Annotated in this window: 15 protein-coding genes; 1 reads left to right on the forward strand and 14 read right to left on the reverse strand. The window is 58.2% G+C overall.

The window, feature by feature from the left end; all coding sequences use genetic code 11:
* Positions 1 to 6 precede the first annotated feature (6 nt).
* From AC0L3A_RS23275 to AC0L3A_RS23340, 14 genes are all read right to left on the reverse strand, one after another.
* Complete coding sequence (locus AC0L3A_RS23275) at positions 7 to 1215, reverse strand: ABC transporter substrate-binding protein (RefSeq protein WP_473255284.1); 1209 nt, start codon at positions 1213 to 1215, stop codon at positions 7 to 9.
* Between the two features lie 53 nt (positions 1216 to 1268).
* Positions 1269 to 1592, reverse strand: coding sequence for a 2Fe-2S iron-sulfur cluster-binding protein (locus tag AC0L3A_RS23280; RefSeq protein ID WP_473255285.1), 324 nt, complete (start codon positions 1590 to 1592; stop codon positions 1269 to 1271).
* A 3-nt stretch (positions 1593 to 1595) separates the two neighbouring features.
* On the reverse strand, positions 1596 to 2795 hold the full coding sequence (locus AC0L3A_RS23285) for a cytochrome P450 (protein WP_473255286.1): 1200 nt from the start codon (positions 2793 to 2795) through the stop codon (positions 1596 to 1598).
* A 358-nt stretch (positions 2796 to 3153) separates the two neighbouring features.
* Positions 3154 to 3633, reverse strand: coding sequence for a RidA family protein (locus AC0L3A_RS23290; protein WP_354128414.1), 480 nt, complete (start codon positions 3631 to 3633; stop codon positions 3154 to 3156).
* 257 nt (positions 3634 to 3890) lie between these two features.
* Positions 3891 to 4673 (reverse strand): fumarylacetoacetate hydrolase family protein, encoded by a 783-nt coding sequence (locus AC0L3A_RS23295; protein ID WP_354128415.1) that lies wholly within the window; start codon positions 4671 to 4673, stop codon positions 3891 to 3893.
* 91 nt (positions 4674 to 4764) lie between these two features.
* Positions 4765 to 5151 (reverse strand): RidA family protein, encoded by a 387-nt coding sequence (locus AC0L3A_RS23300; protein WP_007601662.1) that lies wholly within the window; start codon positions 5149 to 5151, stop codon positions 4765 to 4767.
* Positions 5151 to 6188, reverse strand: a complete 1038-nt coding sequence (locus AC0L3A_RS23305; protein ID WP_473255287.1) for a helix-turn-helix domain-containing protein — start codon at positions 6186 to 6188, stop codon at positions 5151 to 5153. The genes AC0L3A_RS23300 and AC0L3A_RS23305 overlap by 1 nt, the downstream gene beginning before the upstream one ends.
* Before the next feature lie 30 nt (positions 6189 to 6218).
* Entirely contained in the window at positions 6219 to 6761 is a 543-nt protein-coding gene (gene nbaC / locus AC0L3A_RS23310) for a 3-hydroxyanthranilate 3,4-dioxygenase (protein ID WP_354128418.1), read from the reverse strand.
* 20 nt (positions 6762 to 6781) lie between these two features.
* Positions 6782 to 7312 (reverse strand): flavin reductase, encoded by a 531-nt coding sequence (locus AC0L3A_RS23315; protein WP_473255288.1) that lies wholly within the window; start codon positions 7310 to 7312, stop codon positions 6782 to 6784.
* Entirely contained in the window at positions 7312 to 8862 is a 1551-nt protein-coding gene (locus AC0L3A_RS23320; protein WP_473255289.1) for a 4-hydroxyphenylacetate 3-hydroxylase N-terminal domain-containing protein, read from the reverse strand. The genes AC0L3A_RS23315 and AC0L3A_RS23320 overlap by 1 nt, the downstream gene beginning before the upstream one ends.
* Positions 8863 to 9281: 419 nt before the next feature.
* Positions 9282 to 10985, reverse strand: a complete 1704-nt coding sequence (locus tag AC0L3A_RS23325) for an amidohydrolase (RefSeq protein ID WP_354110625.1) — start codon at positions 10983 to 10985, stop codon at positions 9282 to 9284.
* 148 nt (positions 10986 to 11133) lie between these two features.
* Positions 11134 to 12255, reverse strand: a complete 1122-nt coding sequence (locus AC0L3A_RS23330; RefSeq protein ID WP_473255290.1) for a hypothetical protein — start codon at positions 12253 to 12255, stop codon at positions 11134 to 11136.
* A 525-nt stretch (positions 12256 to 12780) separates the two neighbouring features.
* Positions 12781 to 14265 carry a carboxylesterase/lipase family protein gene (locus tag AC0L3A_RS23335; RefSeq protein ID WP_473255291.1) on the reverse strand — a complete coding sequence of 495 codons (1485 nt, stop codon included), beginning with the start codon at positions 14263 to 14265 and terminating at the stop codon, positions 12781 to 12783.
* 727 nt (positions 14266 to 14992) lie between these two features.
* Entirely contained in the window at positions 14993 to 15745 is a 753-nt protein-coding gene (locus AC0L3A_RS23340) for an SDR family NAD(P)-dependent oxidoreductase (RefSeq protein ID WP_354128423.1), read from the reverse strand.
* A 202-nt stretch (positions 15746 to 15947) separates the two neighbouring features.
* On the opposite strand from AC0L3A_RS23340, the gene AC0L3A_RS23345 reads away from it, so the two are divergent.
* Positions 15948 to 16730 carry a helix-turn-helix transcriptional regulator gene (locus AC0L3A_RS23345; RefSeq protein ID WP_473255292.1) on the forward strand — a complete coding sequence of 261 codons (783 nt, stop codon included), beginning with the start codon at positions 15948 to 15950 and terminating at the stop codon, positions 16728 to 16730.
* The last annotated feature ends 126 nt before the right edge of the window (positions 16731 to 16856 follow it).

Consider the following 16856-nt stretch of genomic DNA (forward strand, 5'->3'; position numbering starts at 1 on the left):
GAAGGCTCATTTCACCAAGGGACACCCACCGGCTTCCAAAGGACGAAATGCCCGTTCCGAAGGGATGGTCGAGAGATGCTTGTAATAGTCGTACGGATATCTCGATTCTTCTGGACGCTTCACCTCGAACAAGTGCATCGGATGTATCACGCGACCGTCGTCGCGAATTCTGATATCGCCGAACAACTTATCCCGTCCATTCACTTTCTTCATTTCCGGCACCACAGCGTTCGAATCGTCGCTTTGCGTGGCGGCAACCGCGTCGAGAAACGTCAACGTCGACGAATAGACGCCGGCTTGGTTTCCACTCGGCATTTTTCCGTTCATGCCGGCGCGCGCAGCGAACCGCTTCGCGAAGGCTCGCGTGTCATCGTCTGCGTCCCAGTAGAACGCCTCGACCAATTGCAGACCTTGCGCGACCTTAAGACCCATTCCGTGAACATCGTTGATGAAGAGGAGGAAGGCGACCATAGACTGACCGCCCTGCTGAATACCGAACTCAGACGCCTGCTTGATCGTGTTGATCGTATCGCCGCCGGCACTTGCCAACCCGATTACCTTCGCCTTGGAATTCTGGGCTTGCAAAAGGAAGGACGCGAAGTCCGACGTGCCGATGGGGTGCTTGCTGGAGCCATACACTTTGCCTCCGTGCTTTTCGATATAGTTCGTCGCTTCTGACTCGAGGCCTTGGCCGAGCGCGAAGTTCACGGTGATGAAATACCAGTCCCTGCCTCCACGCTCCATCATTGCCGCCGAGGTCGCATGCGCAGTGGCCCAGACGTCATTGACCCATTGGATGGTGTTGGGAGAGCACTCCTTGCCGGTAAGCTCGGATGTGGCTGTCGACGCAGCGAGAAAAGTCGCCCTTGTACCGCGCAGCAGCGAGTTCACCGCCAGTCCGACCGCCGAATTTGGCACATCGACCACTGCATCGACCCGGTCGACATCAAGCCATCTTCGTACGATCGCTGACGCCACATCGGCTTTATTCTGATGGTCTGCAAAGATCACCTCGACCTTTATACCTTTATGAGCACTCTCGAAGTCCTCCGCTGCCATCCTGGCAGCCTCGACCGACCCCGAACCATTTGTGTCCTGATAAAGTCCCGACATGTCGGTGAGCACGCCGATCCGGACGACCTTGTCCGACAATTCGGCGTTCGCCATCTGCGGCGCGGCGAATGCGGCCATGATGAGCAAAGTAAGCACGCGCATTCTCATCTCGTTACCCTTCGGTTCAGCAATAGCGGGACTGGCTTTCTTCGGACTTAGATCTGCTTATTCGGAATGTGGAGAAGTAGTCCGTCGAGGTCTGACGTCATCTGGATCTGGCACGACAACCGGCTCGTCTGGCGGCGTTCGGCCGCGACTTCGGTGAGCAGCGCTTCCTCTTGCTCTAAGACTGATGGCAGTCGATCGAGCCATTCATCATCGACGTAAACGTGACACGTCGCACACATGGCGTTTCCGCCGCATTCAGCCAGAATGCCCGGTATCGCGTTCTGGGTAGCCGCTTCCATTGCGCTCTCTCCCTCGCGTGCCTGTACAAATTCCGAGCTCCCGGACGGCTGAACGAACTTTATGGAAGGCATGCGTCAATCCATTGCTTTGAGGGTAACGGGAAGGCTGTCTAGGCCGCGCAGCGTGTTATTGTAGCGGCGCCGAACCGCTCCCGAGATTTCGATTGATTTCACTTTTCTCGCCAAAGCCGACAGCATGACTTCTCCCTCGAGCTGTACGAGGAATTGGCCGCTGCACATGTGTACTCCCGAACCGAAGCCGACGTGCCCGCTCGTTTGCCGACAAATGTCGTACTCATTCGGACGGTCCCATTTGCGTCGATCGCGGTTAGCGGCGCCCAGGAACATCAGCACCTTTTCGCCCGCTGGAACTTCGAAGCCGTCTATCTCGACCTTGCGCGTGGTCGTTCGGAAGAAGGTTTGCACTGGCGATTCGAAGCGGATTGCCTCCTGAAACGCCTTGCGCGCCAGTGTGGGATCTCCCTTCAACCGGCTCCACTGGTCCGGAAAGCGCGCCAGGCAATACAACGCTGCTCCTAACGCATTGACGGTTGTGTCGAGGCCCGCGCTTAACAGTGACCGCACCAACAATGGGGCTTCCAAATCGCTGATCTCGCCAAGTTCAACGCGAGAATAAATGGACGCGCCCAAGCCTCCCGGCATGAGGTTCTTCCGTTGACACTGCTCTTGAACATAAGCCTGATGAGGCATTGACCGCTCCAGCGACTGATGGCGAAGCTCATTCGGGGGGCCAAAAGCATTGAATACGACCCCGGCATACGGAAGAAGATGCTCCCGCCCCTCTTTTTTCAGCCCAACCGCATCAGGAAATACTGAGAGTGGGAACGCCTCGGCAATATCGGAAACAGCATCGACATTGCCCTTTGAGACCACCTCCTCCGCCTTCAGTTCAGCGATACTTGTGAAGTGCTCCCGCAGGTCTCTCACGAGAGCCGGCGACAGTATTCGATCGAAGACGGCGCGGATTCTGGTATGTTCCGGAGGATCTGCTTCAAGGATAAGGCTAGGCGGCCGCCACGGCGCTTCCTTTGCAAAATCGCTCAGTCCGGCACCGCGGCTCGAGCAAAAGCTGACGTGGTCATGTAGAATGGCTCGAACCTCCCGATGACGGGCAACCGCGTAGACGTTCCATTTTGAAAGCCGGACGACCGGTCCGGTTTCGCGTAGAAGATCGTGCGTGTGATATGGATCGTCGAAGACCTCCATTGAAAACGGATCGATGTCGAGTTCTGGAATTCGACGAGTTGTCGTCATCGCTGCAGCCCTTCTCCTCGCCACGAAACATAGCCCCTCGTGGCCCTCACAGGTTGCGCACCATCCCTTGAGAGGCCAGGTGCCGCGCTCGCTTTGGGTTCTTACTCCTTCATGCTGAAGTCGCGTCCGCGAGCTGACAATGACCATTTCCGGAAAATCGCGAACCGGTCGGCAATAGCAGCAGCGCGAGGCGTAGACGACAATTCAGGAGACGTTCACGAGGAGCGAACACCGCAGTGCCGCGAGCGATATCCTAAAGCGTCGCCGGTCGATGGACCTATCACCGAGACGGCAGCGGGGCAGTCGTCACGATGATCGAATCCGACTGTCGATGACGACCAAGTCGCCGAAAGAGGCGCTATTTTCCGAGGGCGGCGGTTACGTCGATCTCTATGGTCATGAACGGCCACGCGAGCTGACTGACGACTAAGAAGGTCGAGGCGGGAATTGGAGCGCTCCCGAAGGCATCCGCTCTGCATTTTAGCGCATCCCGAAAGAACCTTACGTCAGTGGTGTAAGTAACGGTCCGCACCACGTCATTCATTGTGGCGCCTTGAGCCTGCAGGGCCTTCTTGATCTTCGAGTATGCGTATGTGCATTGCGCCATGAAGTCGTCGCGAAATAGAATCTCGCCGTCTCCTTCGCGCTCTGCCCCCGTCCCGGAAAGAAAGATGAACTTGTTCGCGTTTGTGACAGTCACGACCTCCGAGAACTTCCCCTTGGTCCATTCACTGTAGTTGAAGCTCTCCTTCTTGTAATCCGCTTGGACCTGAGCGGACGCCTCCGCGCAACTTAACAGGGCGAGCATCATCAGCGACGCCATGAGACGGACGAGCATCCTCTTCTCCTTTCGTTACACTTCCTAAAGGCCCCGAGTTACGACAACGGGGGCCGACGAAATAAGAGAGGTGGAGTGAGGTCTGCACAACAGCCATTTGTGGAAAATCGCTAACCACTTACCCGCGCCGGTGAGATCGCGCCTACTCGATCCACGGAATCCCCCGGTTCTTCGGATTTTCCGTCATGTTTCCTTTGCGCCAAGTGCTACTAGAAGATCCAGCGCGATCGTTCTGGCTGATTCAGCATCGACTTCGCTTAGCTAAATTGAACCGCAACGCCGCCGAGCGCACCGAAATCTGCGTGAAAGCTGTCACCTTGCTGGGCGAACACCACCCGGGTAAATGAGCCAGTAAGGACGATATGACCGGCCTCCATGGTAATGCCCTGGGCACCAAGCTTGTTTGCCAACCACGAGACGCCGAGGGCCGGGTGGCCAAGCACACCGGCCGCGAGCCCCGTTTCTTCGATCTCGGCGTTGCGATAGAGGATGCAGCCGGTCCAGCGCAGATCGACTTCGCTGGGTCGGAGGGGTCGTCCGCCAAGCACAAGGCCTGCCGCCGCCCCATTGTCGGAGATAGTATCGTAAATCTTTCGCGGATCCTTTACGCGAGCATCAACGATCTCGATCGCGGGACAGACATAATCGCAAGCATCCAGGGCTTCGAATATCCCGACGCCGGGGCCCTTGAGAGGCTTGCCCAACACGAAAGCGAGTTCGACTTCAACTCGTGGGACACAGTATTTTTCGCGAGGCGTCTTTCCGCCGTCCGCGATCATCATGTGCTGATAGAGATAGCCGTAATCAGGCTCGTCGATCTGGGAGGACCTCTGCATCGCTTTCGAGGTCAAGCCAACCTTATAGCCGATCAGCTTTGCGCCCGCTTCGAGGCGACGCCTGTTGACCTCGGCCGAAATCGCATACGCGTCATCAAAGCCGATCGACGGCCACTCAGTCGAGAGCTGCCCCGCCTGCTCACGAACGCCCTCGGCCTCCATGAGAACGTCTGCGGCTTGGTGGCGCTGTTGGTCCGTTAGCATATGTGCACTTTCCTGCAGCTCTGAAGATGCGCGCGCGGCTGACACGCGCACGAGATTGGTCCAACGGCCTCATAGGCCGCCTGAATCGCGCTCATGCTTCCGCGACGCAATCAATTTCAAGAAGAAAATCGGGCCGTGGTAGCCTGGCTTCGACGGTGGTGCGCGCAGGCCAGCCAGAGGGATCGGTTCCGAAGAACTCCTGATAGATCTCATTCATTTGATCGAAGTCGGCTCTGCGATCGAGATAGATGTTCACCTTGCCGATCTTGTCGATTGAGCTGCCGGCATATTCGAGCGTCGCCTTGACGTGCTTGAGAGCAAGCCGCATTTGAGCTGCGAAATCACCCTTCGGAATCTGCACGTTATCGTCGTAACCCGGAAAGCCCGAGACAAAGATCAGATTTCCAATTTTCACCGCGTTCGAATGCGGAGACTTCGACCGTGGTAGGTTGGGATTGTTGAAGATCGTTCGTGTCATCAGGCATCCTTCTCATAGTTGGCGGTCGAACCATGTACGTTTGAATCAATTGCGGCCTCGCCGGGCGAGCCGTCGGTGCAAGCCTTGCGGAAGGCTTCTGGCGTCGTCCCGCGTCGTTGTTTGAAGAAGCGAGCGAAGTGGGAGGCGTGCGAATAACCAAGAAGGAACGAGATCTCCTTCACGGGCTTTGTCGTGTACAACAACAGGCGCGTTGCCTGCTCCAAGACGGCAGCTTGCAAGACGTCGCGAGCCGGAATGCCGGAAATGTGCTGGCAAGCGAGATTGAGCGTATATGGAGTGGCCGAGAGGCGTTGTGCGAAGAGTTCGACAGTGAGAGGATTGGTTCTCTGGTCGTCGGCGAAGCCAATTGCATTCAGTGTTAGGCCGATCAACTCACGATAGCGTTTGAATAGATCGAGTTCGAATGTGGATGCTTGCGGCATCTTGTTCTGAGACGGGGACATCAATGTCCCGCCGAGTTCGAGGAGTAGGTTTCCGAAGAGATATCGCAATGCGTCGCGACGATAGGGGTTGCGCGAGGTTGCCTTCTCGGAGATCAACTCGAGTAACTTTCGGACCGTCGTAACCTCCTGGTCGCCTTCCAAGGCGACGACCCGTTCTTCGGCCAAGCGCAGGAGAACTGTATTCGTCGCTCCCTCGACGGAAGGCAAACCCACGACGAAGTCTGGTGAAACGCTGATGACAAATCCAACCGCCGCAGATGAATAGTCAAATTGGTGCACAACGTTGGCCGGCGTATAAACGCAGTTTGGCGCCTCGACCCGCCGCGAAACACCATCGTGTTCAAATGTGCAATGTCCACTGAGAAGAATGGAAAGCTGGTCAAAGTCCAAATGCCGGTGCAGCGCAATGTGCCATTTGTTCGGAGCGTTCCGAACGAACAGTTCTTCGATATGGAAGAAGCCGAAGATGGAGCCCGACCAGTTTTCCCCATAAAGGAAATAGGCAGGAACGTTAAGCACCTGCGTCGGCTGGTCATGATTAGGCACCTCGATAGGTTCCTTATCGCGCTTCATGCTCGTCTCCTTACTAGCTGACGGTGCCTACTAAGTTGGCACCGGCATTCCAACCCTCCACGTCGTGGGGATCAGCCGATCCGGATTTATTGACCAAGCCTTCCAGGCCGCCTGAACTTTGGCGAGATCTTCCTCGATATTCTTTACCAGGAACTCGCCACGAAATTCCAGACAGCCCTTCTCGTCATACCACTCCAAGGCGTCAACCTCCCCTGGCTGGCGGTAGCGCTCGATGACGAGCCCGATGCACCCCTCAGGCCGTTGCGGCGAATGGCGGACGTGCGACGGCAGGAGATACATCTCTCCTTCCCGCACAACTACCTCGCTGCGCTCGCCCGACGCGGGGTCGATCAGCTTGAGCGTGGCGTCACCGCGCAGTTGAATGAACAGTTCTTCGCCTGGATCGTCATGGTAGTCCGGTCGGTAATTCGGCCCACCAACCATCATAACGAGGGTCGTCTCCCAAGAGCCCTTCCAAATTTGACGATTACCGATCGGGGGCTTGAGCGTTGCCTTGTTCTTTTCGATCCAATCGTCGAGATTGATTGGTGGATTCTCCAACGCGTGTTTCATAGGTTTCTCCAGGTTCTTGGTTAGCGCGTACGGGCTGCGCTTTGATCGACCCCAGCCGGCGGCAGAAAGGGCACGACGCGATATTCGCGGTTGAGATAAAGCAGCGCGTCGCGGGCTTGGTTGAGTGCTATCGCCACCACCCGTCCAAAGAAGATGGTATGTGTGCCGTAATCCTGCGTTTCGGAGATCTCGCAGTCGATCGCTCCGAGAGCGTCTCGCAGCGCGGGAGCGCCGGTGGCGACCCGATCCCAAGGGTAAACGGCGAATCGATCAGCCATACCGATGTCACGACGTCCGGCAAACGTTGCGGAAAGGTCTTCCTGTTCCGCGCTCAGGACGTTCACGCACAGGACACCGTTTTGACGAAAGACAGCGTTCATCTGACTCTTGCGATTGAGGCAGACCAGGATCGTCGGCGGTTCGTCCGTGACCGAACAAACGGCCGTGCAGGTAAAGCCACACTGGCCGGCGGCGCCATCGGTTGTGATCACCGAAACGGCGACGCCGAACCGGGACATCACGTCCCGAAAGGCAACGCGGTCGACGGACATCAGCGGCTCCTTGCGAGATAATCGAGCACAGAGACGTCGTCGCCGTTGTGATATGCGGAATCGCGCCAGCCGTTCTCATCGTAGTCGGCGAGGCATGAAGTCGCCAAAGCCTCCATTTCTCCCATGGTACCCGACACCTTGGCGTGGATGAGCGCCTGAAGTCGGATAGCCTCATGGTTGCCGGCATAGTTGCGCTCGTAGAGTTCGTGACGCGCACCGAACTCGGATCCGACGGCATCCCAGAGCGCCTTCATGATTTTGATGCGCTCGACGTGATCGATGCCGTTCGAACCGCGTGCATAGCGCGCGAGGTACTTTTCGATCTCCGGCACCTTCAAATCCCTGGCACTCGAAGGGAGGTAAATCAGGCCGGACGCTACGATCTGCTGAATGATAGACCGGATAGCGGGATAGGCTTCCGTGGCGAAGATCCGGAAAGAAGTGCAGGCGCGAATATTCGGCAGGAAGCCATCGTTGACCCAGCGATCTGGCGCGGCAGCCATCGCGTCAGTCAGCGACCAGAACAGGTTTCGCCAACCCACGATCTCGCCGAGTTGCACCTGAACGCCACGAAACTCATCGGTGCCGCAGGCACGGAGGGCCTTCTGGAGCAGGCCGATAATGAAGTCGAGCTTCACGGCCAGACGGGTGCAACTCTGAAAGGTGAAGCCGTTGAGGAAGCCCGACTTCGGATAGAAGGTACGCAACATGTTGATGTCGCGGTGAACGAAGACGTTCTCCCAGGGGACTAACACGTTGTCGAAAATGAACATCGCGTCGTTTTCGTCGAATCGACTGGTCAACGGGTAATCGAACGGCGAGCCGGTCGCTGCGGCCGCAAGTTCATAGGAATTTCGGCAGATCAGCTTGATCCCGGGGCTGTTCATGTCGACCATGAACATCACCGCCATACTGTCATCCGTGATTTCTGCAGCCATATTTTGGCCGAGAAAATTGTAGTGGGTCAGCGCCGACGAGGTTGCGACGACTTTCGCACCCGAGACGAATATGCCTGCGTCCGTCTCCTTTTCGATGCGGACGTAGATATCCTTAACGTCGTCTGCGGCCTTGTTCCGGTCGATCGGCGGGTTGACGAGCGTGTGATTGATAAATGGCACCGTTTCCTGCGCATGCTTGTACCAGCCACGCGCATTGTCGGCGAACTTGCCGTAGAAGTCTGCGTTCGCCCCCAGGGTGTTCGTGAAGCTTGCCTTGTAGTCGGGCGTTCGTCCCATCCAGCCATATGTCAGGCGCGCCCAGGCTGCGATTGCATCGCGCTGCGCGATCAGATCTTCGCGCGACCGCGCGTAGCGGAAAAACCGATGTGTAAAGCCGCCGCTTCCCGTGTCGGTCTCGGTCGTCAACACCTGCTTGAGGGACTTGTCGTGCAGCGCATCATATAGCTTGGCGATTGAGACCGCCGCGTTGCGAAACGCTGGATGAGTTGTAACGTCCTTGACACGCTCGCCATAGATCCACACCTCGCGGCCGTCCCGTAGAGACTGAAGATATTCGGCGCCCGTGAAAGGCCGGTTTCCACCGCGATTCATACGCTGCTCCTGGCTAAGGGGTAATTTGAATGCTTTGCATTCGAATGGTCCCCAACACTTCCGCGCATTGGCTCCGAAGACAACAGCCACTTTGGCAAAAGGAATTGCCGCGTAGCTGACTTCTTGACGAGGAGCGGGAGCAAGGTTGCCCTGATGCCTCACCGGTCAATCGGCCCAACCAGCACGTGCTCGAAGCCCTAACGGGCAAGCCGACCCGCTCACGTGGGTGGCTAGAGATCATCCATGGGCATGAACAGCTCGCTCGAATTCGACGAAGGCCGACATAAGACGCGGATCGCCCAGGGGCGCTAACTGCGTCATGAAGAGAGCAGCCAGCTTGGCCTTGGGATCGATCCAGAAGTGGGTGTTCGCCCTTGATGAATGCTTACCGACGATGGGGCGGAGGACCGCTCCGATCGTCAAGGCATATTGGGATCGCGATAGACTTCTTTCCCGCCAACTACGGTCAATAATGCCTTCATCTTGGGAATGGCGTCGAGCGGCACGGTCAAGAAGTCGTCGGTCAGTACCGCGAAGTCGGCGAGTTTGCCTGGCTCGATCGAGCCGCGACGATTCTCCTCTCCGATCAACACGGCAAAGTTAATCGTGACCAATCGCAGCAGTTGTGCTCGCGAGGTAACCTTCTGGTCGGCCCCGTAAACACCGTCGGACATCGTATCGCGGCTCGCAAAATGGTAGAGTTCCCAAAATGGGTTGAACGGAACGACCGGCGAGTCGGTGCCGCCGGCGACCAGCAATCCGGCGTCGAGATAGCTCTTGAGCGGCGTCGCTTCGCTGGCGATATCCCAACCCCAATATCCTTTCAAGACTGGCGCGGCGAGATAAAGGTGATCCTGCGCTGACACCATCAGTTTCAGGTTCTGCATGCGTTTGACGAGATCGGGCCGCGCGATGAAGGCATGTTCGATGGCCCATCGCTTCCCGGTCAACGGTTTGTCATTGTGGGCGATCTCGTAGGCGGTGAGAACCTCGTCCACGGCCGCATCCCCTACGGCATGCGTCGCGGCGCGCCAACCCAGGCGATTGATCTCGCGCACGACAGAATTGTAGGCCTCGGGAGGTGAAAGGGTAAGACCCGAATAGGTTCCGCCCTTCCCGAATGGCTCTTGATATGCGCGCGTGAGGTGAGCCCCCTCGAAACCACCGTCCACCACGAGCTTGATGCCGCCTACGCGGACGAAATCACTGCCTTCGTCCTGCGTCACACCCCATTGGGCGACCGCATCGTCGACCTGCTGCGGGGTTCTGAACCCGAACCCCGGCATATAGACGGTATAGCGCACGGTGAGCGCGTGCTCGGCGTCGGCCTGCCGCATCAGCTTCAGCGCCTCCACCAGGTTGCCCCGGTAGGCACCCGGAATTCGAACCGCCGTGAGGCCGAAAGGATTGATCGCTCTCTGCGTCGCGAGGATGTCCTCCATCGCGAGCGGCTTTGGAGCGGGTAGCGGCACAAGCGCCTTGGCCGCGTCAAACAACTCTCCGGTCAGTTCACCATTTGCGTCACGACTGATCTGTCCCCCGGCCGGCACCGGCGTCTGGCTAGTGATATTGAACTGCGCCAGCGCTCGCCCATTGAGGATGTAGGAATGACCGCCTCGCACTAGCACCACAGGATTGTTCGGCGCCGCCTCGTCCAACTGTCGCGCCGTTGGCAGGCGCTGTTCTCTCAACTGCGCTTCGTGCCAATCTCCGTTCGAAACGAGCAGCGCGCCCGGCGCGGCCCCCGCGGCGGCGTTGGCTACCGCCAACATGAGTTCGGCGAGACTACGGGTATGAGACAGATCAATACCGGTACCGCCGCCTTCATTGTGGAAATGCGCGTCGGCAAGGCCAGGGCTAACGAAATGTCCCTTCAAGTCGAACACACGGGTGCCGGTGGACGCGAGCTTCCTGATCTCCTCGTTGCTGCCAACGGCGAGAAAGCGATCGCCTGATAACGCGAACGCCTCCACCACGGTGTTCTTCACATCAGCGGTGTAGACTTTGCCATTAACATAAATGGTATCGGCTATCGCCGGCTGGGCCTCTGCAGCGGACCATGTTGAGCTTCCAAGCAGACCCACAATGATCCACGTGTACGCCAGCCGCTTCACAAACTTCATCGCAACCTCTCCTTCTCAGTTCATGGCCCACGAAGAGGCGGCCAGCAACGCAGCCTCGAAGAAGCTTGCGCACTGTCCGCCATGGAAGCATCCGAAAACTGTGCCGCGGGGCATGCGGCCAGAATTGACCTTCGGGAGGTAAATGAAGCTAGAACTTCATCGTGACGCCGCTGTACAGACTTGATTCGGTACAGGTATTGTTGCTCACACCCGGTGAGAGGTTGCAAAGCCGACTGACGTTGTGATCCAGTCCGTATTTGTTTTGCCAATAGCGATAGGCGACCCACACGTCGACGTAATGCGAATACTTTGGCCCCCACATCGCTTTCGATGCATCGAAGGTCAGACGGATCGGCTCGGAATTTAGCTGAACCGCTGTCATCGAGTTGGCAGGGCTAGCTAGTGGCAAAGGGTTGTAAGGAAGTGGACTATTCTCCGACCCCATCGTCCCAGTCCAAGCCGCTCGGCCGCTGATAGAAAAGTAGCGGACGCTCTCGGGCAAGAAATCGAGATTCATGTAGTAGTTGGTTTCGATTGCCCAAGTCGGCTGATATTGTCTGTTGCCGTCGGTAAGGCAGCCGACGCCTGGTGTATTGGGAGCGAACCCTCCGCCACACTGCAGGAAGCCCATGTGGGAGCTGTAGACCCAGGTCGCCAGAGGGGCAATATTTACGTAGCCCTTGTAGGGAAGATCGAACTGGAACTGCAAGCCCGCCGAGACGGCCTGCCCTGCGGACGCCCGATAATAGTTCGCGGCCGCCGCATCAAGGCCGATCTCGAACGAGATGTTGCGCAGCGGCCCGACAGTGAAAGTCTTGGCCCCGAAGATTTCGTTCCAGCCAAATGTCGAGCGAAGCTGGCCCACGCCAGAAATAGCACCTGCGCAATTTGCAGGAGTGGTAACACGCGTGCCAGGATTGAAGATACTGCCGGCGTTGGTGCAAGGGCTGGCTGGATCGTTTTGATCGGCCTTGTACATTGATAGGTTCAGGAAATTCGTGCCGTATCGCCAGGCGTCGAAATGCGTGAACGAATAGACCTGCACCGCGGTGTTGCTGTTGAGCGAACCGTTCGGATTTACAGAGTACACACCCGGGTCTGCTGCTTTTGGTATATACGAAAAGGTGACACGGTCATCGATCACCAGGAAGAATGGCAGATCGGGCGGCGCTGGCTGGGCCTTGACCGGCAGATCTCCCGCCAGACCTGCCGCGCTACCAAAGGAAACCAAGGGCAGTACTGTTAGCATTATCTGAATTTGACGCTTCATTTTCCCCCGCCAATGTTCTGCCTAGCCAGCCGAACAGCGCTGTACCCAGGCCATTCTCCAAAATCCAACGGTTGGCAGCATAAGCGTCGAGCGGGTAAGCAAAAGCACCGCAGTTGGCACGATCGCGTTCCAAGAATGGGACGATCATTCTATTTCGCGCGTTTCATGGACGACGTTCGGGTAACGGCGCAGACGAGCGGGACAGCCTTTCAGCCGCAAGCCGAACGACGAGAGAAATCAAGATTGAGTGGCCGGATTGGCGAGTTCAAGCATCGGCTCGGCGCCCACATTTGCGACGTGGATCACCCAACTTCGCGGCGACTGAAATGAACTCGTTGATCTACCAACGTGCAAGATCAGGGCCGAGCTGAACACGATCAAAGCTCTGTCCCAGGAACGCTCCAGACGTACAACTTGTAAGCTCAAGCAATGCAACATCCTTCAACAGCCCGCTTTAAGCGACTTGGGCAAGCGGCGCGCGCGACAGACTTTCCTCGGTCGCGCGACTCAACCGGCTAAAGAGTATCAGGCGACCCAGCCAAAGGCCTGAATGCGCCTATCAAAGTGGAGCACCGCACGGTTGTGTGTGTACGCGGGCCAATACGGCAAATCGGTCCCGTTTGGTTCGCCGCTCTTCGCAAATGCCGCAATCGCACCTCTAAATCGTCGGCTCAGCTCTTCCACCTCTCGCCAATCTGCTCCCTTGAGCATCGGAACGTTCCGCCACACGTCGATATTTCCGAAAAGAAACGGAAGATCGATACAGTGGCAGGCGCCTAGTCCTGGGACTGGCGACTGCCAATCGAAACGATAGGAAAACACATTCCGGCCAGCCTTCGCTTGGGCAGTTGCGACAGCCAGGCTCGCGTCCGTGAAGATCGTGTCTGTGTAGAGATCTCCCACTATCGTCCGAGGAATCGCGGGAACGCGCGCTGATCGGATCTTCATGATCGCATCCGCTGCGCCGCTTCCTATTTGTAACTTGAATATGTCATTCACTTCGTTTTCAGACAGGTCGTTCAAGGTCGGATTGGATAGCGAAAACGCAGCGTATTCTTCGCGTGTTACACCAATCATGATGTCGCACCACTGTGCGCTACCGTTTTGAATGGATGCGACAGGATCTCTCGGGATAAGGCTGCCATCCAGAACGGGCATGAACGGCGGGCTGATGTCCCCCGGTATCGCCGGAGGTCTGTTTTGCAACCCACGTAGTAATCCAAGAATTTGGTCAACGGGCATCGTCCGCAGTCTGTTGGCATCTTGGTCGGCCAATCCAAGAACGTCTAGAAGTGTCTTGGCCAGCGGCCTCACCGTTTCGACTGTGCGCAGCTCTACGCCGACAGGCGCGCTCATGATGATCGCTCGGCTGAAGAGGTCGCGCCCAAGATCAGTCCCGAGAAACGCAGCGATGCTGAAGGCGCCAGCCGACTGCCCAATAAGTGTGATGCGCGCGGGATCGCCTCCAAAGCAACTGATCGCCTCCCTGATCCAACGCAGAGCTGCAACTTGATCGTGGAGGCCCAGATTCAATTCGCCGAAATCAGGTCCAGGCCAAAAGCCGAGAAGACCAAGGCGAGAGGTAATGTTCACGACTACAAGACCATTCTCCCCTGCGAGAACGCTTCCATTATAGCAAGGGAGCGACCCGCCGCCGGTCATGAAGGCGCCTCCGTGGAGGAAGACCAAGACCGGCGCATTGTCGCCGGCCCGGTGCGTCGTCCATATATCGAGATGGAGACAGTCTTCACTTTGCTCCACCTCGTAGGTACCCATAACGCTGTCCAGGCGCGAGGGTAACTGTGGGGGAACGGGGCCAGGTACGGTCGCGTCGCGAGTATCTCGCCATCGGAGAGCCGATCCCGCCAACTCGAAACGCCGCGGCCCGATCGGAGCCTCTGCGTATGGCACTCGATGAAACGCGGTAACACCGTCCACCGTGATGCCCCGCAGGCAGCCGAAAGGTGTTTCCAACTCGATATGATCCACGCTGCGCTCAACTCCAACCATTTCTCGTCTCCAACAATTCAACGCCGAAGCTAGCCCCGGATCAGACGCATACAACCATCAGAACGGCTTTCGACTCTCTGCACCTCCTGCGTGTCTCGGGTGCCACGTCTGCGTCGCCCGGCATTGCCAACTTTGCTTCCGGCGCCGAAGGTCGCTTGCGGCCTACTCAACAGCGTTTCGATATTGCTCGTCCAGTTCCGCGACTGGAATGCCCCGTTCCGTAATTGAGACGTATCGATCGGCTAACCTCATCTATATTCCAATTTACTTTGCCCTAAATGAATTGGTCGGAGACTTGGTCTTTCCCCACGAGTGCTCGGCCACGTGTTGGATATCTTTGTGGTATCCGCGCCATTATGCCACTCATCCACTGAACCAACCGGGGCATCGTATTGTCCCCCAGGATCAGGAAAAAACGCATGTATGGGTACTGGAAATTACGGGAAAAGTGGGCGGAGCAACGGCAAAACACCGGTTGGCGCGCGGCAAGCAAGTACGCGCTGTCCGCAATCGCGAGAGGGACACCGCGGCGACCACGACCATGCCCGACACCGCCCGGCCGGTTCTCGACATGGTGACGCTGTTGAGACACCTCTTTGAATCCGCATAGATGGGCGCCAGAACGTCCGCGACGGCGCCCGCCGCGAAGCCAGCGACGATCTTGGTCTGCTGGGCGTCCTGGGACGACGCACAGGCCAACGCGAACGAGATTGCAATCGGGCGGCGATCACAGGTGACGCCCTCCATCGACGACGATGCGCGTGCCGGTGCTGGCCTTGAGATGGGTGATGCAGGCAACGATGGCGGCGGCCACGTCATCCGGTTCGATGACGCGCTTGAGCGGCGTCGCCTTGGCGCCCGCCTCGAGAGCGCTGCGATCGCGACCCGGAACGAAGTCGGTTGCAACGGCGCCGGGCGAAACCGCCAGTAGCCTTATTTCCGGGCCGAGCACGCGTGCCAAAGAGGCGGTCATGTTGTCCAGGGCGGCCTTCGATGCGCAGTAGGCGACGTTACTGCCGGACGCGGTGAAGCCCGAGATGGACGAGACGTTGATGACGACGGCGTCACCCGATGCGCGTAGCAAGGGGCGGAGCGCCCGGACAGCGGAGTACGGACCGCACACGTTCGCGATCAGGATGTCCTCGAACAGCTGGTCCGTCAGCGTGTCGAGATCGCCATGCGGTATCGCACGGGTGAAGCCTGCGGAATTGACCAGGATGTCGAGTTTTCCATAGCGGATTCCGAGTTCATCCGCCAAGGCTGCGAACGAGGTCTCGTCCTTCAGTTCCAGGCGCGCTACCGCGTGGTCGGCCGGCGGGAGTGTTTCCAGTAGCTTTCGCGCCCGCTCTTCGCTGCTGTGGTAGCCGATCACGACGTTGGCGCCGAGCATGGCGATTTCACGCACGGCGGCGGCGCCGATACCGTTGCTGCCGCCCGTGATCACGGCGACCCGGTCGCGCAGCGGTTTGGCGTCGTTCATCGATGGTTCCACCCTGAATTTGTGACAACGCCGCAAGGCGCTTGTCACGCGCTGATCCGGGGGGAGGCTAACACGCTGCCACCGGTCGCCCAGTCACATGAATAGGGGACACTATCCAAGCCGAAGCGCCGATTGCCTGCACCCCGAATTTGCCTTTAAGTGGCAGGCGCGCGGACAGAGAGCCGCTGGCCGAGGTTCCGGGATGAAGGCTTACAAGGTGGACCATCCGACCGGCGTCTACGACATGACGCCGGCGCTGATTGGACTGATCGATCTCGCAGGCGCGGAAACGTTTCCCGGCACGTTGTTCAAGATGGCTCATGCGATGACCGGCTGCGGCCACCTTACGGCGTTCGCATTCGACCGCGATGCTGATCCACTTGTGCTGATCGCAGAGAACGCCGGGCAACGACCGGTGGCCAGAGACGTTGCGAACCATTACCGCAGCACCTACTGGCGTCACGACCTGGCCAATCAGGTGATGGCCGGTACGCCAACATCGGGGAGCGCGACCTGGTGCATCCGCACGCGCGCCTCCGAGATTAAGCATTCCGACTATCGCAGCGCCTGCTACACGTCGGTCGGACTGGGCGACCGCATCTGCATCGCCGGCGCGCCGGCGAACCGGACCATCCGCATCAATCTGTACCGTTCCGGTGGGAACGCGTTTTCGGATTCCGACGAGGCCTTGATCGCGCGTGGCGCCGACATGCTCTTGGCGTTGATCGGGCGCCATGCCCGCGATGCCCGAGCGGCCCAGCGCGGCCCCGCCCAAGACGTTCGCGCGCGATTGCTGCGGGTTGCGCCCGTGTTGTCCACGCGGGAAGCCGACGTCTGTGCCGGCATCATGGAGGGGTTGACCTCGGAAGGCATTGCGCTGCGGCTCGACATCGGCATCAACACGGTGCTGACCTATCGCAAGCGCGCCTATGCCCGCCTCGGCATCTCGTCGCAGAACGAATTGCTCCGCCTTGTCATGGATTAAACCTGCGCGCAGGGAAGCCTCAGACCGCAGGTGTCACCCTCCCCGTGCATTCACCAAAGCCGATCGTGGCGAAGCCGTCGCGATTGCACTATCCCATCATCGAACTTCGTCGCCGTCCGCCAGGAA

The organism is Bradyrhizobium sp. MI1.3, assembly GCF_055811695.1.

Bases quoted from the DNA above. Each gene is read 5' to 3' on its own strand.
- AC0L3A_RS23275 (WP_473255284.1), bottom strand. From the start codon at position 1,215: ATGCGCGTGCTTACTTTGCTCATCATGGCCGCATTCGCCGCGCCGCAG.
- AC0L3A_RS23280 (WP_473255285.1), bottom strand. From the start codon at position 1,592: ATGCCTTCCATAAAGTTCGTTCAGCCGTCCGGGAGCTCGGAATTTGTA.
- AC0L3A_RS23285 (WP_473255286.1), bottom strand. From the start codon at position 2,795: ATGACGACAACTCGTCGAATTCCAGAACTCGACATCGATCCGTTTTCA.
- AC0L3A_RS23290 (WP_354128414.1), bottom strand. From the start codon at position 3,633: ATGCTCGTCCGTCTCATGGCGTCGCTGATGATGCTCGCCCTGTTAAGT.
- AC0L3A_RS23295 (WP_354128415.1), bottom strand. From the start codon at position 4,673: ATGCTAACGGACCAACAGCGCCACCAAGCCGCAGACGTTCTCATGGAG.
- AC0L3A_RS23300 (WP_007601662.1), bottom strand. From the start codon at position 5,151: ATGACACGAACGATCTTCAACAATCCCAACCTACCACGGTCGAAGTCT.
- AC0L3A_RS23305 (WP_473255287.1), bottom strand. From the start codon at position 6,188: ATGAAGCGCGATAAGGAACCTATCGAGGTGCCTAATCATGACCAGCCG.
- nbaC (WP_354128418.1), bottom strand. From the start codon at position 6,761: ATGAAACACGCGTTGGAGAATCCACCAATCAATCTCGACGATTGGATC.
- AC0L3A_RS23315 (WP_473255288.1), bottom strand. From the start codon at position 7,312: ATGTCCGTCGACCGCGTTGCCTTTCGGGACGTGATGTCCCGGTTCGGC.
- AC0L3A_RS23320 (WP_473255289.1), bottom strand. From the start codon at position 8,862: ATGAATCGCGGTGGAAACCGGCCTTTCACGGGCGCCGAATATCTTCAG.
- AC0L3A_RS23325 (WP_354110625.1), bottom strand. From the start codon at position 10,985: ATGAAGTTTGTGAAGCGGCTGGCGTACACGTGGATCATTGTGGGTCTG.
- AC0L3A_RS23330 (WP_473255290.1), bottom strand. From the start codon at position 12,255: ATGAAGCGTCAAATTCAGATAATGCTAACAGTACTGCCCTTGGTTTCC.
- AC0L3A_RS23335 (WP_473255291.1), bottom strand. From the start codon at position 14,265: ATGGTTGGAGTTGAGCGCAGCGTGGATCATATCGAGTTGGAAACACCT.
- AC0L3A_RS23340 (WP_354128423.1), bottom strand. From the start codon at position 15,745: ATGAACGACGCCAAACCGCTGCGCGACCGGGTCGCCGTGATCACGGGC.
- AC0L3A_RS23345 (WP_473255292.1), top strand. From the start codon at position 15,948: ATGAAGGCTTACAAGGTGGACCATCCGACCGGCGTCTACGACATGACG.